Genomic DNA, 23085 nt, shown 5'->3' with positions numbered 1-23085 from the left:
GGATTAGTATAAAACTCTATTTGTCTATAAGAAAATATTGAAAGGAGGATAAAAATGCATAAAGATATAGGACTATATAGAAGTTCATTTGAACATGATGCATGCGGAATAGGCGCAGTTGTAAATATTGACGGAAAAAAAACTCATAAGGCTGTAGAAGATGCGTTAAATATTTTAATTAATTTAGAACATAGGGGTGGAACAGGAGCAGATGGGAAGACTGGGGATGGATCAGGTATACTATTCCAAATACCTCACAGATTTTTTAAAGAAGAACTCCAGAGATTAGGTGTTATATTACCAAAAGAAGAAGAATATGCAGTCGGAATGTTCTTTTTACCAATAGATGAGTTTGATAGAGAAAATTGTATAAGAATTTTTGAAAAACTATGTGTAGAAGAAGGACTTAAGATTTTAGCTTGGAGAGGGGTTCCAATAAATCCAGCAGAATTAGGAAGTTTTGCTATTTCATCAATGCCATGTTTTAAGCAGGTTATAATTGAGAGGCCTTCTGAAATTAAAGACTTTAAAGAATTTGAAAGAAGATTATATATATTAAGAAGAAGATTCGAAAAAGAGCTAGTTACTGAGAATGCTTATATTTCATCACTTTCATGTAAAACAATTGTTTATAAAGGATTACTTCTATCAGGACAACTTAAAAACTTTTATAAAGATTTAACAAATGCAAAAGTAGAGTCTTCAATAGCAATGGTGCATTCAAGATATAGTACGAATACTGTTCCTAGTTGGAAAAGAGCTCATCCTAATAGATATATAATTCATAATGGTGAAATTAACACTCTTAGAGGTAACATAAATAGTTTATTTGCAAGAGAAGGTAATTTAAAATCAAAGGTATTTGGTGAAAATTTTAAAAAAGTATTACCTATAATAAATACTGAAGGATCAGACTCTGCAATATTAGATAATACACTAGAATTTTTAATTATGAATGGAAGAAATATTGAAGAAGCAATAATGATGCTTGTTCCTGAGCCATGGGATAAAAATAAATCTATATCTAATGCTGAAAGAGCATTTTTTGAATATAATGCAACTTTAATGGAACCATGGGATGGACCAGCAGCTATAGTATTTACTGATGGAGATGTGATGGGAGCAACCCTAGATAGAAATGGATTAAGACCTGCTAGATATTATGTAACTAAAGATAATAATTTAATATTATCATCTGAAGTTGGTGCTCTTGATATCAAAAATGAAGAAATAGTATCTAAAGGAAGATTAACTCCAGGAAAAATACTTTTAGTTGATACTAAAAACAAGAAATTTATAGATGATTCTGAATTAAAAGAAAAATATTACTCAAGATTACCTTATTTAAAATGGATAGAAAATAACATTTTAACCTTAGATAAAATAAAAACATCTTCAGATGATACTATAAACATCTCTGATGATGAAAGAAATATAATGATGAAAGCATTTGGTTATAGTTATGATGATTTGAAAAATACAATTCTTCCAATGAGTGAAACTGGACAAGAACCATTATCTTCAATGGGAGTTGATACACCACTTGCTGTTTTATCAGATACACCACAATTACTATTTAATTACTTTAAGCAATTATTTGCTCAGGTAACAAATCCGCCTATAGATGCAATAAGAGAGGAAATTATTACATCAACTACAGTTTATGTAGGATCACAAGGAAATATATTAGAGGATTCAGAAAATAACTGTAAGCAAATAAAGCTAGCTTCACCAATTCTATCAAATGAGGATTTATCAAAGATAAAGAATATAGATAGTGAAAACTTTAAAACTAAAACAATAAGTATTTTATATGGCAGAGAAAATGGAGAATATGATTTAGAAAAGGCTCTTAAAAACTTATCAATAGAAGTTGAAAAAGCATGTAATGAAGATTATAATATTTTAATTTTAACAGACAGAGGAGTAAATAATAAGTTAATACCTATACCTTCATTATTGGCTCTTTCTTCAGTTCATCATTATCTTATTAGAAGGGGACTTAGAAGCAAAATAGATATAATAATTGAAAGTGCTGAACCTAGAGAAGTTCATCATTTTGCAACACTTATATCCTTTGGAGCATCTGCTATAAATCCATACTTAGCTTATGAATGTATAAAGCAATTAAAAGAAGATAGCTTGTTAAATGAAGATTACGATGTAGCTATAAAAAAATATAATAAGTCTGTACTAAAGGGACTAGTAAAAATAATTTCAAAAATGGGTATATCAACGATTCAATCATATAGAGGTGCTCAAATACTTGAAGCTGTAGGTATAAATAATGAAGTTATTAATAAATACTTTACAAATACAGTTAGTAGAATAAGTGGTATTTCCTTAAAAGAAATACAAGAAGAGGTATTAATTAGACATAATAATGCATTTAAAAAGAGCAGTATAAACTTTGAATTCACTTTAGATTCAATAGGAAAAGATAAATTAAGATCTGGAAAAGAAGAACATTTGTATAATCCATTGACAATTCATAAATTACAAGAAGCTACGAAAACAGGGAGCTATAGCCTTTTTAAAGAATATTCAAATTTACTAAATAACGATGAAAGTTTTATAACTTTAAGAAGTTTAATGGATTTTAAATTCTTAAATAATCCAATACCATTAAATGAGGTTGAACCAGTTGAATCTATTGTAAAAAGATTTAAAACAGGAGCTATGTCATATGGTTCAATTTCTAAAGAAGCTCATGAAGCTTTAGCTATAGCTATGAACAGAATCGGTGGTAGATCTAACACTGGTGAAGGTGGAGAAGACAGCAATAGATTTGTGGCTGATGAAAATGGAGATTTAAGAAGATCCTCAATAAAACAAATTGCTTCTGGTAGATTCGGAGTTACATCTGAATATTTAGTTAATGCAGATGAACTACAAATAAAGATGGCTCAAGGGGCAAAACCAGGTGAAGGTGGACAATTACCAGGTAATAAAGTATATCCTTGGATAGCTAAAACAAGAGGTGCAACTACAGGAGTTGGACTTATATCTCCACCACCACATCATGATATATATTCAATAGAAGATTTAGCTCAACTTATATACGATTTAAAACAGGCTAATCATAAAGCTGATGTTTCAGTAAAGCTTGTTTCAGAAGCAGGAGTAGGAACAGTAGCAACTGGTGTCGCAAAGGCTGGAGCTTCTTTAATTTTAATTTCAGGACATGATGGTGGTACAGGAGCTTCTCCTAAGACATCAATTCAGAATGCTGGATTACCATGGGAACTTGGACTTGCAGAAACTCATCAAACATTAATTTTAAATGGTTTAAGAGATAGAGTTAGATTAGAAACAGATGGTAAGCTTATGACAGGTAGAGATGTAGCAATAGCAGCACTACTTGGAGCTGAAGAATTTGGATTTGCAACAGCTCCTCTTATATCCTTAGGATGTGCTATGATGAGAGTTTGTAATTTAGATACTTGCCCTGTTGGAATAGCAACTCAAAATAAGGAACTAAGAAAAAGATTTAGTGGTAAACCTGAATATGTAATTAACTTTATGTATTTTATTGCAGAAGAATTAAGAGAATACATGGCTAAATTAGGATTTAGAACTGTTGAAGAAATGGTAGGACGTTTTGATAGATTAAAACAAAAAGAAAATATTAAAGGCTTTAAACGTAGCAAAATTAATTTATCATCAGTTTTTATTCAAGATAAAAGATTCTTTATAGCAAATAAGTTTAATAAAAATTATAGCTCACCAAGCATTAACACTCTAGATAAAGACTTATTAATTCCTATGGTTAATAAGAATTTTGATGGAAAAACGCCTATAAATATGGATATAGATATAATGAATACTGATAGAACACTTGGAACACTACTTGGTTCTGAAATAACTAGAAAATATGGATACAATACTTTAAATGATGATTCAATAATATTAAACTGTACTGGTGCTGGTGGACAAAGTATAGGAGCCTTTGTACCTAAAGGGGTTACAATAAAGGTTACTGGAGATTGTAATGATTATTTAGGTAAGGGATTATCTGGAGGTAAAATAATAGTTAAGAATCCTAAGGATTGTGACATAAAACCTGAAGAAAATATAATAATTGGTAACGTAGCATTATATGGTGCTACATCTGGAAAAGTCTTTATAAATGGTATTGCTGGAGAAAGATTCTGTGTTAGAAATTCTGGAGCAACAGCTGTTGTTGAAGGTGTTGGAGCACATGGTTGTGAATATATGACAGGTGGAGTTGTAGTTTTACTTGGTGAATGTGGAATAAACTTTGCAGCTGGTATGAGTGGTGGAATTGCTTATGTATACAATAAAAAAGAGCAATTTAACAATAATTTAAATAAAGAAATGGTTAAAATAGAGAATTTAGATTCTAATGATTTAGAAAATCTTAAAGCTTTAATAGAAGAACATGTTGAAACTACAGAATCTGACCTTGGAAGAATATTATTAGATAATTGGACTAATGAAAGTAAACATTTTGTTAAAGTAGTTCCAAATGATTATAAAAAAATAATTACTTTAATTGATAAAAAGAAGGCTGAAGGTTTAAACAATGAAGATGCTTTACTTGCAGCATTTTATGAAAGGAGTGCTATATAATGGGAAAACCAACTGGATTTTTAGAATTTGAAAGAAAAGTAGGAATAAATACTCCTACTAAAGAAAGAATAACTCATTATAAGGAGTTTCACAATTTACTTTCAGAAGATGAACAAGTAAAACAAGGTGCAAGATGTATGGATTGTGGTGTGCCATTTTGCCAATCAGGTATTCTTATAAATGGAATGGCATCAGGATGTCCATTAAATAATTTAATACCAGAGTTTAATGATTTAATATATAGAGAAAATTGGGACTTAGCCTTAAAAAGACTTTTAAAAACAAATCCTTTTCCAGAATTCACAGGTAGAGTCTGTCCAGCTCCTTGTGAATCAGCCTGTACAGTATCAATTAATTCTCCTGCTGTAAGCATAAAGGAAAATGAAAGATATATAATAGAGAAAGCTTTTAATGATAAAAAAATTGTAGCAACTCCCCCAAAATATAGAAATAACAAGAAGGTTGCAGTAATAGGTTCTGGACCAGCTGGACTTGCAAGCAGTTATCTTTTAAATAAGCTTGGCTATTCTGTAGAGGTATATGAAAGAGAAGACAGAATTGGTGGACTTTTAATGTATGGAATTCCTAATATGAAGCTAGATAAAGATGTAGTAAACAGAAGAGTTAATTTAATGGAAGAAGAGGGAATTAAATTTTTCACTAAATCTGATATATGTAAAGATAATGAATTAAAGGAAAAAGTATTAGAAGATTATGAAGCTATTGTTTTAGCAACTGGAGCTACAAAACCTAGAGATCTAAATGTTAGAGGCAGAAATTTAAAGGGAATAGAATTTGCAGTAAACTATTTAAAAGAAAATACAAGACAATTATTAGATAATGGTAATAAAAGTAGTAACTTTATTTCATGTAAAGATAAAAATGTATTAATAATCGGTGGCGGAGATACTGGTACTGACTGTGTAGCAACATCTATTAGACAAGGGTGTAAATCTGTAATTCAATTAGAAATAACTAATCCTCTTCCAAAGGAAAGACTTTCTAATAATCCATGGCCACAATGGAGTAGAACATTAAAGGTAGATTATGGACAAGAAGAAGCAATAGAAGTATTAGGATATGAGCCTAGAAGATATTGTACTAGTGTAAAAGAGTTTATTGGTGATGAAGAAGGTAATGTAAAGTCTGCTATTACTGTAAAAGTTGAATGGATTAAAGATGAAAATAGTAGAGTGTCATTTAGAGAAATACCTAATAGTGAAGAAATACTTGAAGTAGATGTAGTATTACTAGCAATGGGCTTTTTAGGAACTGAAGAATATATAAGTAATAGTTTTGGTGTAGATTTAGATAATAGAGGTAATATTAAAGCAGAATATAAAAATTTTATAACTAATAAAGAAAAAATATTTGTATGTGGTGATGCTAGGAGAGGGCAATCTTTAGTTGTATGGGCAATTAGAGAAGGATTAGAAGCTGCATTGTCTGTAGATAAGTATTTACAACTAAAAGATTAATTGTCTTTGCTTGCTTATTTTAGTATTTACAATTAATAATATTCATAATTTTAAAATTAGTTTATTATAGTAAAAATTTCTTTATTTAAAATTTAAAATTATTCACATACTAATAATGTGAATATCTAAAAAAGGAGGTACAAAAGATGATTAAAAAATTATCTACATTTTTTATTTTAGCAGCGACCCTAATAAACTTTTCGAAATTTAATATCGTACAAGCTGATGATGTAAAAAATAAAGGCAATGCTTTTAGAGTTTCAAATAATATAAGTATTGCCTTAAATAAAGACAAATTTGATGACTTTTGGACTCCAAAAAATGAAGGCTATCTAGATGCATCACAAAAAGAAAAACTAAATATTCTAAGAGAAAAAATTAATAATGGTGAGACATTAAATATTTCTGAAAAAAATGAACTAAAAAATATGAAAGCAGAAATAATAAAACTTAAATTAGGTGATGCAAAATTTCAAGAATTACAAAAGCTTATTGAAAAAAGAGAAGGTGCTACTGAACTTACATTACCAGAAAGACAAAGATTATATGAATTAAATAAAGAAGCTAGAGGATAAAATTTGATATTCACAATTTAAAGGAGAAAAGCATTAAATTTTTATTTAATGCTTTTTTCTTTCAAAACATTAGTATTTTATATAAAATAATGATAAAATTATAAATAACTTATACGTATAATATTAATTTTTTTATATTTAATATTTGTTTATTAGAAAGGAATTGGTAATATGGAAAGATATAAGGAAGAATTTATTGAATTTATGATTGAAAGTAATGTATTGAAATTTGGAGATTTTTTAACTAAAAGTGGTAGAAAAACTCCATTTTTTATAAATACAGGTAATTACACTACAGGAATACAATTAAAAAAATTAGGAGAATTTTATGCTAAGACTATATATGAACATTTTAAGGAAGATTTAGATGTATTATTTGGACCTGCATATAAAGGGATTCCGTTAACAGTAACCACAGCAATTTCTTTAAATGAATTATATAATATCAATGTAAATTATTGTTCAAACAGAAAAGAAATTAAAGATCATGGTGAAGGTGGAATACTTTTAGGAGGCTCTATTAAAGATGATACGAGGATTGTAATAGTTGAGGATGTTATGACTGCTGGTACATCTATACATGAAACAGTACCAATTTTAAAAGCACAAGGAAATATAGATATACGAGGACTTATTATATCAGTAGATAGAATGGAAAAAGGGAAATCTGAAAAATCTGCTCAAGAAGAAATAAAAGAGATATTTGGTATAAGTACATATCCTATAGTTACAATGAAGGAAATTGTAACTTATTTATATAATAGAGAAATAAATGGCAAAGTATATATAGATGATAATATGAAGAAAACTATAGATGAATACTACACTAAATATGGAGTTACTTATAATATATAAAAAAAATATATTTTATAGTTTTGATATTTTTATTGTTACTAAGATTATAAATGATTTTTTAGAATATAATTTAATATAAAATAAAGTTAAATTCCAGTTAATAGATATTTGATATTTGATATTTAAATCAGAATATTTATTAACTGGTTATTTATTTTTTTATAATGAGGTATTAGAAGAAAGAAATTTTAATGTTTCAAATATTAATGCTGCAATTTCTTTATTATCAAAACCGTAAAAATTATGCCCTCCAGAACTTAAGGTAAGTAACTTAGAACTTATTTTTAATTGTTGAAGTTTAGAGTATAAATCTAATGAATTTTTATAAGGCACTAATTCATCATTTTTACTATGTATTATTAAAGTACTTGGAGAGTTTTCATTTACATAATTAATAGGACTATAAGCTTCCTTAAAAAAGGGGGTTTCTTTTAACTTTTCAATACCTTCTTTATAAGTATCTTCTACTAATGAAAAATCTAAAGTAGATAACTCGGTTGGACCAAAAACATCAATAACATATTTAACATTTGAAGGATACTTTGCTAGATCTTCATCTCCCATAAAATCATCTTCTTCTGAATAAGCCGCAAGTAAAGATAAATGAGCTCCTGAAGATATTCCAAGCAATCCAATTTCATTAGTATTAAAATTGTATTCTTCTTTATTTTTATAAACCCACCTTATTGCATCTTTTACATCACTTATTGGATTAGATATAGGAGTATCTTCTTTTAATAGTTGATAAGATAAACTTATTATAGTAAACCCCCTTTTATTGAATGCATTTACTATAGGGTCCAAGCCTATAGGTATTCCATTATCTCCATATATCCAACTTCCTCCATGGACATATATAATAACAGGTGAGGATTCATTTGTTTTAGTAGGTTTATATATGTCTAAAAATACTTCGTTAGAGGTACTTTCCTTATACTTCAAATTCATTACATCCATAGATGTAGATGCATAATAGTCTGTTAATTCACCTAGTGTAGCAATACTCTTATCTGAATTTTTTAATTCTTTAATAATATCATATGTCAATATAAGTGCACCTTTGAAGTGAAACACAATAATTATAATAGTTACAAAAGATGTTGCAAAAAATGTTACTATGTATTTATAAATTTTCTTCAAAAGATCAACTCCTTAATTTTAAGCTATTAGTTATTATAGACAATAAAGTAAAATTATAAATTAAAACTTATTATAATTTTTAATTTTTATGAATATATTGTATTAAAACTATTAACTTTAAATTAAATGGGGAGGAGTTGCTTTAGATTAGCAACGAAATTTAATATATGGTAAATGATTTTGATAAAGAAAAAAATGTTTTAGACTTATATAATTTTAGCTATATATCTGAATTGATTTTGAAATATTCATATGAATATGAACATTTAATAATTACTGAGCATAGTTATGAATGTTTATTGGATATATTTAACTATCTTTTATCTGATTTTTTGTTTAATAAAAAACAAATATTAGTTTTATCAAACACTTATATTAATGAAATTAAAGAAAGTGAAATTATAACATCCTTAGGAAGTAGAGTTATTCAATTTAAAGAAAATATTGATATTGATGCTTGTGTAAAAGAACAAATATTAAGTTTACCACAGTTAACAGGCAAAACACTTATAAGTAAAGTAAATTTACTATCAAGAAATATTGATAAAAATGTGAATCTTATAAGATCTATATTAAGCTTTTTTACTGATCAAAGTGAGAAATCACTATCTATATTAGACAAATATACTATAACTAATAATTGTTTAAGCAAATATGACTATCTTTTTAAGTATTATAAGATTTTTAGAATAAAGAAGCCCCTTGAAAAATATAGCTATAGTGAAATTTATAGTACTGTAAATAAACTTATAAACTCTGATGTAATAAAAAGGTATATAAGATATAGAAGATTTACTAACAATAATATGATAAAAATTCTAAAAGATAAAATTAATTATAATGAATTAGATTTAATAATTAGTAAAATAGATGAGTTAGTAAAAGATGCTGAGTTTAAAATTTCTTTTATTGAATCTCAATATACTTCGGATTTTATAGAAACATTTTCTATTAATCCTGATATGAAGTATAACGATATAAATAATTTAGTTAATATAGTAAACTTTAAATATAATTATCATTTGCTTACTCAAAAAAAGAAAAATAAATTCTTTGGTTTATTTAAGAATAAAAAGAACCTAATAGATCAAGAAAACAACCTTACTAATTTTGTTAATTTTGAAAATCAAATAAAAAATGAATATTTAATTAATCTTGAGAATTTAAATTTTCATCTTAATAAATTAAAATTTTTAAAGGACATTTTAAAAAAGGAAGCTTATAATGAGTTATTTAATAAGCTTATTAAAGGTGAAGATTTAAAAGAGATTTTAGTTTTATATAAGAAAATAATTAATCTATGCTATGGAATTAAAGATATAAAAAAGGAAATTGAATCTTTAAATCCTATAGAAAGTGAAATATTAAACTATTGTTATGATAATATAGAAGATAAAAATAATATTACTAATATTCTTATAAATATTCCTAAATTAAAATTATATTTAGAAATAGAAGATCAAGAATTAAAAAATACTGAGATTTTAAATAAATATGAAAATTTTGATGAAATAATAATTGAGATTTGTGGTGATGTAGTAAATAGAAGTAATTTACTATTACCTGCAATTAATTCTACGTGGGATAATATATTAAGAGAAAATTTAAAAATATCTAGTAATGATATTAATAAAGCAGATTTATCTGATGAAGAAATATTTAAAAGTTTATTTCCTTGTATAATATCTAATTTAGATACTAATACACTAACAAATTTAAACAATAAAAATCTTATATTTGATAAAATAATTATCATTGAAAATGTCAATAAAATTGATAATGAGAAACTAAATTATATTAATACTTTAAGTAATGATATAATAATCTTTTCTAAAAATTCTATTGATAGTAATATAAATTTTAAAGATTATAAAAATATTTTAGTATCTGAAACTAGAAAATTAATAATATCTAATAGTGAAAATAATATATTAACTGAAATACAAAAGTACCTAGAAAAGTTAGGCTATCTAATAGAAAGAAACTCATATGTAGATGAGTTTAATATAAATTTACTAATCAAAGATTCTAATTCTAATATAATTACAGCAGTAATTCTTGATGGAGAAATAATAGAAAAAGAAAATTACATTTTACTAAAAGATATATATTTATCTAAATCATTAAAAGATAAGAATATTAACTTATATAGAATTTGGACAAGAAATTGGTGGTTAAATAAAACAAAAGAATTATCTAAATTAGCTAATTACTTAAATGAAATATAAAATATATTGACTTTATGTAAGTTATAAAATATAATATTAAAGAAAATCAAATAAGACAGTTCGGAAACCTCCTGTCTATAAATAAAACTACGGTAATTAATTGCAATTTGTATTAAGTGTGATTTTATTTCTAGAGGGTTCATTTATATGAGCTCTCTATTTTATTTCTACATGTATTATACTTGTAATTTTATTTCGTATTTTTATATTTTTGAGGTGTCTATTTAAGGCACCTTTTTATTTTGATAAAATTCTAAGTGAAATTTTGGAGGAGATTATATTGAAAGAAAACATAACAAAAAAATTAGTTAAAGCAGCATTAGTTGCTGCAATTTACGCAGCACTAACAATAGTATTAGCACCTATAAGCTATGGTCCGGTACAATTTAGATTATCAGAAGTTTTAGTATTGTTAGCATTTATAGATCCGTTTTACATAGTTGGATTAACTATAGGATGTCTATTAGCAAATATATTAGGTGGACTAGGTATTATGGATATTGTCTTCGGGACCTTAGCTACATTTTTAAGTGTATCTGCAATATCTCTTACAGCTAAGTATATAAAATCGAAAAAACTTAGTTTAATAATTGCTTCATTATGGCCAACTATTTTTAATGGTGTAATAATTGGATGGATGTTAAATTATGTCCTTGGTGTTCCACTAGTATTAACTATGCTTCAAGTAGGTATTGGAGAATTTGTAGTTGTTACAGTAGTAGGTGTACCAGTATTTAAATTAATACAAAATAAATATAAAGATAGACTTGCTTTGCAATAAAAGATAAGCTTAGATACTTTTTATAGTTGTCTAAGCTTACTTTTTTATTTAAAATATACTTAGACACTAATAGACAAATGATTTAAGGAGAAAAATATGAATTTAATTACATTAGAAAATATAACTAAGACTTATAGTGAAAAAGTTTTATTAAACAATATAACCTTAAACATAAATGATGGAGATAAAATTGGTTTAATAGGATTAAATGGAGCGGGAAAATCAACTTTACTTAAAATATTAACCGGAAGAGATGAATTCTTTGATGGAAAAATAATAAGAGGAAAAAATATAAGGGTAGAGTATTTAGCTCAAGATACAAAATATGATGATAATTCTACTATATTAGAACAAATATTTAAAGGAGATACTCCTGAAATGAAGCTTTTAATGGAGTATGAGGAATTACTAGAAAAGATTAATAATGATACATCCCTTAATGATAAGTTGATAGCAATTCAAAGTAAAATAGATACTATGAATTTATGGGATTTAGAAAGTGATGCAAAAACTATCTTAACTAAACTTGGAATAAATGATTTTAATAAAAAAATGTCAGAATTATCTGGTGGTCAAAGAAAAAGAGTATTTTTGGCATCTTCACTAATAACTCCTTGTGAATTACTAGTTCTAGATGAACCTACTAACCACCTCGATTCAGAATCAATAGAATGGCTGGAAGATTACTTAAATTCAAGAAAAGGTGCTTTAATTATGATTACTCATGATAGATATTTCTTAGATAGAGTAACAAATAAAATACTAGAACTGGATAGAGGAAATCTTTATTTATATGATGGTAATTATAGCGACTTTTTAGAGAAAAAAGTAGAAAGGCTACAAATAGAAGCATCAAAGGAAGAAAAAAGACAAAAACTTATTTTAAAAGAATTAAAATGGGTAAAAAGAGGTGCAAAGGCTAGGACTACTAAGCAAAAGGCTAGACTTCAGAGGTTTGATGAATTAGTAAATACTGAGTATTTTACAGTAAATACTGATATAGAAATGCCTTTTGTAGGAAGAAGATTAGGTAAAAAGATTATAGAAATAAATAATATTTCTAAAACTTTCGATAATAAAGTTTTAATTAAGAATTTTAATTATATTTTTTCTAAAAATGATAGAATAGGTGTAATAGGTAAAAATGGTGTTGGAAAAACAACCTTAATAAATATGCTGATAGGTGCTATAGATCCGGATAAGGGTGATATAGAAATTGGAGATACAGTAAGTATAGGAGCTTTCTCACAAGATAATAATCATATGGACTTAAATCAAAGAGCTATAGATTATATAAAAGAAGGTGGAGAAAATATACCAACTGAGGATGGATATAATATAACTGCCTCTCAATTAGCTGAAAGATTTCTCTTCGATGGTACAATGCAATACACTCCAATAGAAAAACTATCAGGAGGGGAGCGAAGAAGATTACATTTACTTAGAATATTGATGGAATCACCAAATGTACTTATTCTAGATGAGCCTACAAATGATTTAGATATTGAAACCTTAAAGATATTAGAGGACTTTCTAGATGAATTCTTAGGCGTTGTAATTATAGTATCTCATGATAGATATTTCTTAGATAGATTATGTAATAGAATCTTTTCATATCAAGGTAATGGCGTAATAAAGCAATATGTAGGTAATTATAGTGATTACTTAATACATAAAGAGTATGAAATAAAACCTGAAAAATCTCAAAATGAAATAAAAGAAAAGAAGTCTTATCAAAAAGAAAATAAAAATACTTTATCTAAACCTAAATTTACTTTTAAAGAGCAAAAAGAATTTGAAGAAATTTATTCTACTATAGAATCTTTAGAAAATGAACTTACTAAAATAGAAGACAAAATGTCAAAAAACTCTTCAAATTATGGAGCTTTAAATGAGCTTATGAAAGAAAAGGAATCTGTAGAAGAAGATCTTTTATTTAAATATGAAAGATTAGAATATCTAGAAGATATTGCTAATAAAATTGAAGAATTCAAAAATAAATAATCAATTTTAAGTGCAACATAAGTTATGAACTAGATAATTTATATTACTAAGAAGAAATAATAAAATTAGTAGATGGATTGGCGCTAATAGTGATTATAACATTAGTTTCATAAATGTTATAAAATATTTAAAAATACAACTTTATTGACAATAAGATAAATATTTGATAATCTTTTAAAGGTTGATTTATATTACAACAACATAGGAGGAAATCATGGAAGAAACGAAAGAAGTAAAGATTTTAGTTGCTGATCCTTCAGCTCTAGGATTATTTGGTTTAGCTGTTATAACATTAGTAGCATCATCTCAAAAATTAGGTCTTACAGAAGGGGTATCTCTTGTGTTACCTTGGGCTATTTTCTTAGGTGCTACAGCTCAATTATTTGCATGTATAAATGATTTTAAACATAATAATACATTTGGTGCAACTGCTTTTGGAGCATATGCTTTCTTTTGGTATGCTATGGGAATGACATGGCTTATACAAAATGGTGTATTGGGAGACAAGCTTGCAGCAGCTACTGATACAAAACAATTAGGGTTTGCTTTTTTAGCTTACTTAATATTTACATTGTTTATGACTATTGGTGCAATGGAAACTCACAAGGTATTATTTATAATTTTTGTTTTAATAGACTTTCTATTTATAGGATTAATGTTAAACTCATTTGGAATTATACCTCATTTTGCACATAGTTTAGCAGCGTACTCAGAACTTGGAATTGCAATTTTTTCATTTTATGGAAGTGGTGCAGCTGTTCTAAATAAGCACTTTGGTAAAGTATTTTTACCTATTGGCAAACCATTTAATATTTTTAAATAACTAATAATTATGATATTATAAATATAGTGTTATTGTATTAAACTACTTAACACTATATTTTTTTCATTTTAAGTTTTATTAATATTATGAAAATTTTTATCTAATAAAATAATTAATTATGAATCAACTTGATTTAAGTTTAAATTTATACAATATAAGGAGAAAATATGAAAGTATCTATATTTTTAAAAGGAAAGAAAGAACCCGTTATATATGAAGGAGAAAGGATTGATATAGTAGATTTAAGCCTAAATAATATTGATTATACACAAATTAGATATTTTAAAAAGGGCAGCTCTAAATCAGAGCTAATAGTAAAGAACTTAATAAGTAAGATTATAGAAAGTGGGAAAGTGCATTAATAGCACTTTTTTATTATATTTTGTTCTAAAGGTTAAATGTTTACAATATTATATAATGAAAAGATACTAACAGCTTAATAATACATGTATCTTGAAAAGACACTTACAGCAATATTATAATTTCATTTATAATAATAAAAAACGTGTCTTGTAATACTTTTTAGGAGGATAAAATGTCAGGAATATTAAGTAAATTAAGAGAAGAATTATATAAAGTCTCGGAAATAGATATAGAGGAAAGTGAATCACTTAATGTAAATGAAGTTGAAAAATTTATAGATAATATAGTTTACTTTAGAAATGCTACAGAGGAGGAAATAATAGAAAATTTCAGAAGAATATTTTATTCTGGAACATCTTATAGCATAAAATTATTATTCTTTATTAGGGATAAGGTAAATGGACTAGGGGAGAGAAGGGTATTTAGGGTTCTTTTAAATTACTTAGGAAATGAGCATCCAAAGTATATAGAAAATAATTTAACATTAATTCCTAAGTATGGGAGATGGGATGATTTATATTCTTTATTTAATACAAAGGTTGAAGATGCTGTTATAGATTTGTTTAGAAATCAAATACAAATTGATATCAATTCTAATAAACCATCAACCTTAGGCAAATGGTTGAAATCAGAAAATACTTCCTCAAAGGAATCAAGAAGCTTTGGTAATAAGACCAGAAGATTACTTGGATATTCACCTAAAGAATACAGAAGGTTATTATCTAGCTTAAGAAGAAAAATTGATATAGTAGAAACGAATATAAGTAGGAGAGAGTATTCGAAAATAAACTATGAAAATCTTACAGAATTAAATATAAAGAAATATAAAAAAGCCTTTTTAAAGAATGATAAAGCTGATTATGAAAAATTCAAATTGGAAAATCCTAAAAAAACTTTTATATTTAAATCTCTTGAGAATATAATTTCTATTATTAGAGAAACATTAAATAATCCTGGCATAAACAGTATAGAAGATATGTATCTTAAGAATTTAGAATATCTAATTGATAAGAATATAAAAGACTTAAATACTTTTGAAGATACTTTAATTATTAATGGAATTGAAGGAGAGTTAATTCAAAATAAAAATAGATATTTTGATATACTAATTTCGACAATCCTTTTATACAATAAATTAAATTTGAACAGCTTTAAAAACTACTATATGTCTTTTAAAAATAATCCTAAATTTAATAAATTAACTAGCACTGATTATATAGGTAGTATAAAGAGCATGTCAAAAAATAATATAAATTATAATATGGATTTAAATTCTGCTTTAGATTTATTACTATTTACTAGTATAAAAAAGAATTTAAAACCTGAAGCAATACCTAAATCAATAATGTTCATATACAACAAATCAGAAGATATAAGTTTTAATAATCTTAAATTCATTAGTGAGAAATGGATAAATTCAGGATTTGAAATGCCTAAAATAAAGCTTTGGAATTTAAAAGACTTATCATCAAAATTTTCAATATCCTACAAAGATAACGTAGTGATAATTAGTGGATATAATAAATATATTTGGAAATACATTCTTGAATCTAGAGAAATTAAGAATTCTAATATAATTATAGATAAATTTAATAATATTCAATATAATGATTTAATTATTTAGTCTTAAACAATGCAAATGCATTGTTTAAGACTAAATAGATTTACATAACTTTTAATATGTTATATAAGCTTTAATTTTAATAACTTTTAAAGTTGAATTATTAAAATGACAATTGATAACATGCCGTGAATAAAATTGTGAATATAATTATGCAAAATCCATGTATAGCAAAATAACTTATAAAAAAATATAAAGTTTAATAATAATTTATATAAATACAATTTAAAACATATATACTATTATATTTAAAATTAATGTAGTTATTTGAAATTTATAATTTCTATATAGAAATAAATCATATAATAGTATAAAAAACCATAAAATTTCATTAAAATTAGCTCAAAAAGCTCAAAAATAATTTCGCTAAATATACATTTATTGCATTTCGTCGTATTGCAAGTTATAAAATGCTATGATATAATAAAATCAAGGCTTTACAGAGATTTTGGAGGTTAAAAAATGTCTACATTGCGAACGAAAACATATAAATATAAAGATTTTACTTATACTGAGGATATAAAAAATCTTTTGAACGTAGAGTTATCAAATAAAGATAAGAAAAAACTTCATTCAGTTTATTCTAATTATTACGATTTAGGTGTGGAACGCGGCTACGAATATATAATTGAAGATCTATTTAAACTTACTGAAATACATAAATTATCAACTTCTCAGCTTTCAGAAATTTATGATACAGGAATTAGGAATGTTCAAATTTGGCTTAAAGAACTTGGAATAAATCGTAGTATAAAAAAAGCTAAAAAGATTAATAAAAAGAATTCTAAATTGAATTTAGAATTGAATTCTGTCGAAAATTTGAATTCAAACTCAACTTCAATACAAAGTAAGTACGGTATTGAGCAAGTTCAAATTAAAAATTTACCAGAATCCGTTATCGACTTTTTAAACTACTTAGAAACAATTAAAGGAAAATCTCTTAATACAATTAAAGGTTATGAAATAGATCTAACTTTATTCTTTAGATTTTTAAAAGTATATAAAGGACTAATCACTGATGATTCTTTGGAATTTTCTGAAATAAATATTAGAGATATAGATAATTCATTTATTAGAAAAATTAAATTAACTGACTTATATGCCTTTTTATCTTTTACGGAAAAACAAAGAGAAAACGGAAATTATGCAAGAGCTAGAAAAGTTGCCGCTCTTAAATCTTATTTTAAATTCCTTCAAGGAAAAGCAAAAATTATAGATGATAACCCTACTTTAGAACTAGAGTCACCCAAAATAAATAAAAGACATCCAGTTTATTTAACACTAGACGAAAGCATAAACTTATTGAGTTCATTAGATAAAGATAACAAAAATTTTTATAGAGATTATTGTATTTTAACTTTATTCTTAAATTGCGGAATGCGATTATCTGAACTATGTAGCATCAAACTAGATAAAATTAAAGGTGATACTTTAACTATAATTGGGAAAGGAAATAAAGAAAGAACTGTTTACTTAAATGAAGCTTGCTTAAAAGCAATAAATAATTACTTAGCTGTTCGAGATGCTTCTAAATGCACAGTTGAAGACAAGGAATACCTACTACTCTCCTCCCGATTTAAACCTATTAATAAAAGAACTGTTGAATTGTTAGTTAAAAAACATATTTTAAATTCAGGGTTAAGTAATGAAAAATATACACCTCATAAATTAAGACATACAGCTGCTACATTAATGTATAAGCATGGTAATGTTGATATACGAAGTTTACAAAGTATTTTAGGACATGAAAATATATCTACTACACAAATCTATACTCATATAGATGATGAGACTTTAAGAGATGCAGTAAAGTCAAATCCATTGTCAAAATTATAAAAAGGTTAAGAGCTTCCTCTTAACCTTTTTATAATTTATTAGTACTTCCCTTTTAGTTTTCTAACTCCTGGGAAAATTTCTTCTGTAGCATCTTCTAATGAATCTTCACCAAATATGTCTAGATCATCTATGTATTCAATATGATCAAAAGCATCAACATAATCACTTGACTCATTTTCTAAATCATACTCTCCTACTTCTTCAATTTTAACATCTGATAAATGCTCTTCTTTTAAAGATTCTAGCATTTTTTTATATTCATTTTCTAAGAATTCATTTTCTTCAACAGTTTTAGCAATATCTTCTATCTTTATTGCTCTTACATCTATCCCTTCTTCTTTTAAACAATCTCCACAATTATCACAGATTCTATTAGGATATATATCGCAGTAATCTTCTTCTGAATATTTTTTTAAATCCATTACTTATCACCTACACCTATAAATTCAATTGAATATGATTATATCAAAGTTATTTAAAATAATCAAATTTAGTTATTTAAAGAACGTTAGTTTCGAGAACGTTAGTTTGATATTAATATTATCTTATGATATAATGTTAATAATAAAGCGAGGTGTAATTATGAACGAAATAAAAGATAAACAACTAGAAATTTATGAGTTCTTAAAAATATATACAGAAAACAAAGGTTACCCGCCTTCAGTAAGAGAAATCTGCGATGCTGTTAATTTAAGATCCACATCAACTGTTCATGGACATTTAAAGCGATTAGAAAAAAAAGGTTTTATAAAAAGGGATCCCACTAAACCTAGAGCATTAGAAATTATGGAAACTTCTAATTCAAAAAAAGAAATGCTGAATATTCCTTTAATAGGAAAGGTAACTGCCGGAACACCTATATTAGCTATAGAAAATATAGAAGATACCTTCCCTATTCCAATTGATTATATAAAACATAATGAAGAGTTATTTATGTTAAGGGTAACAGGAAATAGTATGATCAATGCAGGAATACATGATGGGGATTATGCTATTATAGAAAAATCTCAAACTGCTAAAAATGGAGATATAGTTGTAGCCTTAATAGAAAATGAAGCAACTATAAAAACATTTTATAAGGAAAAAGATCATATAAGACTTCAACCTGAAAATGATAGCTTATCGCCTATTATTGTTGAAGACTGCAGTATTTTAGGTAAATTAGTTGGTTTGTTTAGAGCATATTAGAAAATAAGAGTCATACAATATTGTATGACTCTTATTTTTTAGTGAGCATTTTAGGAGGTGCTAATTTGAAAATATCTATTTTAAAAAAAGATGATACTATAAGTAATTATTTACTAGATCAATACACGGAAGGATATATCATAAAAAAAGACTTTTTTAATATAATCTTATTTATTAAAGTTGTTGTGGCTTCCATATATGCTTTTGGGTTAGGATACAGTTTATTTTTTGTTGGAGATAATTTTATAAAGATAGGAATTAAATTTCTATTTCTATTAATAGTCTTATATATTTTTATAGAATTGCCATATGCATTATTTAAAGCATTATTATTACCAAAAGTCTTTAATAAAGATATTATTAAATTAGAATTATATCCTTTTAATATGAGTATATCAATATCATCCAAAAAACCTGTGCCAAAAGAAAGGATATTAATTTCTTTGATATTACCTTTCTTAGTTTTTGCATTAATTCCAACAATAGCAAGCTATACATTAGAATTTGATATTTTATTATATGCTATTGCTTCTAGTTCTGCAATAATATCTGTGCAAGATTTGATATTTTTTATATTACTAGTATTTGATAATTCTATAAAAGGAAGTTTGATAATGACTCCTTCTGAATATATCGATTCTAATATTAATTTAAATGAAATTAGTCTAGACTTAAATGAAGATAATAATAATGTTTATAAAGATGAATTTTGCTATCAGTTATTAGAGAATATAGAAAAAAATAAAATAAAAGAAAGTCTTAATAAAAAACAAGATGAAAAGCAATTTAAGGATGCAGAATATATTAAAGAAATGATTTTTAATATAGATGATGGTAATGAATAACAAAAAACACTAGCTAGATAAATAGCTAGTGTTTTTTGTTAAATACAAATCTATTTTAAATTATATTATTTAAAGAAATTAATATACCTATTTTAGCATGATCAAAAGTAAGACCACCTTGCAAATAAGCTATATATGGCTCTCTAATAGGTGCATCCGCTGATAACTCAATTGAAGAACCTTGAATAAATGCTCCTGCAGCCATTATAACCTCATCAGTATATCCTGGCATAGCCCAAGGTTCACATTCAACAAAAGAGTCTATAGGAGAGCCCTTTTGGATACCCTTACAAAATTGTATAAGCTTTTCTTTATCTCCAAACTTAATAGCTTGAATAATATCACTTCTCTTTTCATTGTACTTAGGCAAAATATCAAACCCAGCAAGTTCCATTATTCTTGAACAAAATACAGCACCTTTTACAGCTTCCATAGCTATATGTGGAGCCAAGAATAGGCCTTGATAAAATTGTCTCATAACTCCAAAGGTTGAGCCGCACTCTCCTCCTATTCCTGGTGTTGTTAATCTAAAACTAGCTTGCTCTACATATTCCTTTTTACCAGCTATATATCCACCAGTTGGTGCAATTCCTCCACCTATATTTTTTATAAGTGAGCCAGCAATTAAATCAGCTCCAACATCAGTAGGTTCTATAACATCAATAAACTCACCATAACAGTTATCAACAAAAACTACAACATCTTCTCTTATGCTTTTTACAAAATTAATAACTTCACCAAGCTCCTTAACTAAGAAAGAATTTCTCCATCCATAGCCAGTACTTCTTTGAATATGTACAAGTTTTATAGTTTTATCAGAAGTTAGTGTTTCCTTTATTTTATCTAAATCAAATTTGCCATCTTTTAAATCAACTTGTTTATAGTTAACACCATATTCTCTAAGGGATCCTATATTTTCTTTACCACTTATACCTATTATATTATGCAATGTATCATAAGGAGCTCCTGAAATACATACCATTGTATCTCCTGTCCTTAAATTTCCCATTAACGCACATCCTATAGCATGTGTTCCATTAACGAAATGAGGTCTAACTAGTGCACTTTCAGTATTAAATACTCTAGCATAAACTTTATCTAATGAATCTCTTCCTATATCATCATATCCATATCCAGATGAGTTTGTAAAGTGAGATTCACTTATTCTTTCATCTTGAAAGGCCTTTAGTACCTTTAATTGGTTGTATTCCCTTATTTCATCATAAGATTCAAAAACTTCTTCCACATCTTTTAAAGCCATTTTATATAGCTCAAATGTTTTAGATTTAAAGTTAAATTTCTTCATCATTAATTCTTCTGTTTCTCTTAGCATAACGTTATTATTACATATTATTTGATAATATGTAATCTCTCCCTTCTAAGTAAATTAAATAAGCTATTATATCACATAAATAAAATATTATCATATTTTATTATAATTTCATAGTATATATGTTTAATAAAAGGTTAACCTTCAAATAAAGTAAAAATTATAATACTAGATAAATATAGTCAGCACAAAATAAAAAGCAGGCAAATTGCCTACTCTTCATCATTATTAAATAAAATTGGTTTTGCTGGTGTTATAGTTGTTATTGCATGTTTATAAACTAACATTTGCTTATCATCACTATCAAGTACTACAGTAAAACTATCAAAACCTTTTACATATCCTTTTAGTTGAAATCCATTAGTTAAGTATATAATTACTGAAATCTTATTCTTTCGTGCTCCATTTAAAAATATATCTTGTAAGTTATTTGGTTGCTTATTCACCATATTCACCTCCGCATAATTCTTATACTACTATTATACAATTTGTGGTAGAAAATCACCAACTATTCTTTTAAATATATCATCTTCACTAAGTATATCCTTATCTAAAAAAATAGCTCTAGGGTCTCTTCTAAACCAAGTTAATTGCCTTTTCGCATAATTTCTTGACCCTTGTTTAATCATATCAATTGCCTCATGTAAGGATATTTTGTTTTCTAAGTAATAAAAAATCTCTTTGTACCCTATTCCTTGCATTGACTGTACAGATGAATTATACCCCATTTCCTTTAAGTTTATACATTCTTGCAGTAAACCTTTATCCATCATCATATCAACTCTTAAATTTATCCTACTATAAAGTTTTTCTCTATTCATGTTAAGCACATAATAGCTCACATCATATTTCCCATTAAAAAACTCTTCACCTGCATTAAAAGAACTAAAAGGTTTATTTGTTAATTTATACACTTCTAGAGCTCTTATTACCCTTTTCCTGTTATTATAATGAATTTCTTTATAACTTATAGGATCTATTTCTTTAAGCATATTATGGATATATTCATTACCATGCTCTTCTGCAAGTTTTTCTAATTCATTTCTATATTCTAAATCATTTTCTGCTTCTGTAAAGTTCATATTACAAGTTAATGCATTTATATATAATCCTGTACCACCAGTTAATATTGGAATCTTTCCACTATATAAAATATCATCTATACATTTTTGCGCCATTTCTTTATATTCAGCAACTGAAAATGGAGTGCTAGGAGTTATTACATCTATCATATGATGAGGAACTCCACACATTTCTTCTTTAGTAATTTTAGCAGAGCCTATATCCATGTATTTATATATTTGCATTGAATCTGTTGAAATTATCTCACCATTTAATTCTTTAGCTAGTTTTATAGATAAATCTGTTTTACCAACAGCTGTTGGTCCTGCTATAACTAAAATTTTTTCTTTCATTGTTACTCCT

The 23085-nt window shown here is 26.1% G+C and carries 18 protein-coding genes; 13 read left to right on the top strand and 5 right to left on the bottom strand.

Going from position 1 to position 23085, the window contains the following annotated elements; translation table 11 throughout:
• Positions 1 to 54 precede the first annotated feature (54 nt).
• The 4 genes from gltB (at position 55) to pyrE (ending at position 7501) form a co-directional block, all read left to right on the top strand.
• Complete coding sequence (gene gltB, locus AAT22_RS11800; RefSeq protein ID WP_047001373.1) at positions 55 to 4593, top strand: glutamate synthase large subunit; 4539 nt, start codon at positions 55 to 57, stop codon at positions 4591 to 4593.
• Positions 4593 to 6071, top strand: a complete 1479-nt coding sequence (locus AAT22_RS11795; RefSeq protein WP_047001372.1) for a glutamate synthase subunit beta — start codon at positions 4593 to 4595, stop codon at positions 6069 to 6071. The genes gltB and AAT22_RS11795 overlap by 1 nt, the downstream gene beginning before the upstream one ends.
• A 146-nt stretch (positions 6072 to 6217) precedes the next feature.
• Positions 6218 to 6646, top strand: coding sequence for a hypothetical protein (locus AAT22_RS11790; protein WP_047001371.1), 429 nt, complete (start codon positions 6218 to 6220; stop codon positions 6644 to 6646).
• Between the two features lie 171 nt (positions 6647 to 6817).
• Positions 6818 to 7501, top strand: coding sequence for an orotate phosphoribosyltransferase (pyrE, locus tag AAT22_RS11785; RefSeq protein ID WP_047001370.1), 684 nt, complete (start codon positions 6818 to 6820; stop codon positions 7499 to 7501).
• 159 nt (positions 7502 to 7660) lie between these two features.
• On the opposite strand, the gene AAT22_RS11780 is transcribed toward pyrE, so the two are convergent.
• Positions 7661 to 8641, bottom strand: coding sequence for an alpha/beta hydrolase (locus tag AAT22_RS11780; RefSeq protein WP_016208485.1), 981 nt, complete (start codon positions 8639 to 8641; stop codon positions 7661 to 7663).
• A gap of 167 nt (positions 8642 to 8808) precedes the next feature.
• On the opposite strand from AAT22_RS11780, the gene AAT22_RS11775 reads away from it, so the two are divergent.
• The 7 genes from AAT22_RS11775 to AAT22_RS11745 all read left to right on the top strand — a co-directional run bounded on the left by AAT22_RS11775 (position 8809) and on the right by AAT22_RS11745 (position 18297).
• Positions 8809 to 10869, top strand: coding sequence for a hypothetical protein (locus AAT22_RS11775; protein WP_047001369.1), 2061 nt, complete (start codon positions 8809 to 8811; stop codon positions 10867 to 10869).
• A 280-nt stretch (positions 10870 to 11149) separates the two neighbouring features.
• Positions 11150 to 11650 (top strand): QueT transporter family protein, encoded by a 501-nt coding sequence (locus AAT22_RS11770; protein ID WP_047001368.1) that lies wholly within the window; start codon positions 11150 to 11152, stop codon positions 11648 to 11650.
• A 96-nt stretch (positions 11651 to 11746) separates the two neighbouring features.
• Positions 11747 to 13654 carry an ABC-F family ATP-binding cassette domain-containing protein gene (locus AAT22_RS11765; protein ID WP_016208481.1) on the top strand — a complete coding sequence of 636 codons (1908 nt, stop codon included), beginning with the start codon at positions 11747 to 11749 and terminating at the stop codon, positions 13652 to 13654.
• Between the two features lie 214 nt (positions 13655 to 13868).
• Positions 13869 to 14477: a GPR1/FUN34/YaaH family transporter gene (locus AAT22_RS11760; RefSeq protein ID WP_047001367.1), complete on the top strand. Its 609-nt coding sequence runs from the start codon at positions 13869 to 13871 to the stop codon at positions 14475 to 14477.
• A 167-nt stretch (positions 14478 to 14644) separates the two neighbouring features.
• On the top strand, positions 14645 to 14839 hold the full coding sequence (locus tag AAT22_RS11755) for a hypothetical protein (RefSeq protein WP_016208479.1): 195 nt from the start codon (positions 14645 to 14647) through the stop codon (positions 14837 to 14839).
• A gap of 173 nt (positions 14840 to 15012) precedes the next feature.
• Positions 15013 to 16464 carry a DUF2828 family protein gene (locus AAT22_RS11750; protein ID WP_047001366.1) on the top strand — a complete coding sequence of 484 codons (1452 nt, stop codon included), beginning with the start codon at positions 15013 to 15015 and terminating at the stop codon, positions 16462 to 16464.
• Positions 16465 to 17301: 837 nt separating this feature from the next.
• Entirely contained in the window at positions 17302 to 18297 is a 996-nt protein-coding gene (locus AAT22_RS11745; protein ID WP_047001518.1) for a tyrosine recombinase XerC, read from the top strand.
• 38 nt (positions 18298 to 18335) lie between these two features.
• Here the strand turns inward: AAT22_RS11745 and AAT22_RS11740 are convergent, their stop codons facing one another.
• Positions 18336 to 18719 (bottom strand): hypothetical protein, encoded by a 384-nt coding sequence (locus AAT22_RS11740; RefSeq protein ID WP_047001365.1) that lies wholly within the window; start codon positions 18717 to 18719, stop codon positions 18336 to 18338.
• A gap of 160 nt (positions 18720 to 18879) precedes the next feature.
• Here AAT22_RS11740 and lexA point away from each other — a divergent pair, with 160 nt between their 5' ends.
• Together lexA and AAT22_RS11730 are read left to right on the top strand one after the other, a co-directional pair.
• On the top strand, positions 18880 to 19485 hold the full coding sequence (lexA, locus tag AAT22_RS11735; protein WP_016208476.1) for a transcriptional repressor LexA: 606 nt from the start codon (positions 18880 to 18882) through the stop codon (positions 19483 to 19485).
• A gap of 65 nt (positions 19486 to 19550) precedes the next feature.
• Entirely contained in the window at positions 19551 to 20330 is a 780-nt protein-coding gene (locus AAT22_RS11730; RefSeq protein ID WP_242849817.1) for a hypothetical protein, read from the top strand.
• A gap of 55 nt (positions 20331 to 20385) precedes the next feature.
• On the opposite strand, the gene AAT22_RS11725 is transcribed toward AAT22_RS11730, so the two are convergent.
• From AAT22_RS11725 to miaA, 3 genes are all read right to left on the bottom strand, one after another.
• Positions 20386 to 21663, bottom strand: a complete 1278-nt coding sequence (locus AAT22_RS11725) for a methionine gamma-lyase family protein (RefSeq protein WP_047001364.1) — start codon at positions 21661 to 21663, stop codon at positions 20386 to 20388.
• Between the two features lie 209 nt (positions 21664 to 21872).
• Positions 21873 to 22109: an RNA chaperone Hfq gene (gene hfq, locus AAT22_RS11720; RefSeq protein WP_040436980.1), complete on the bottom strand. Its 237-nt coding sequence runs from the start codon at positions 22107 to 22109 to the stop codon at positions 21873 to 21875.
• A gap of 30 nt (positions 22110 to 22139) precedes the next feature.
• On the bottom strand, positions 22140 to 23075 hold the full coding sequence (gene miaA / locus AAT22_RS11715; protein ID WP_047001363.1) for a tRNA (adenosine(37)-N6)-dimethylallyltransferase MiaA: 936 nt from the start codon (positions 23073 to 23075) through the stop codon (positions 22140 to 22142).
• Positions 23076 to 23085 lie beyond the last annotated feature (10 nt).

The sequence above is a fragment of the Clostridium sp. C8 genome, assembly GCF_001010885.1.
GTDB lineage: Bacteria > Bacillota > Clostridia > Clostridiales > Clostridiaceae > Clostridium > Clostridium sartagoforme.
This window is presented reverse-complemented; position numbering and strand designations above follow the sequence as displayed.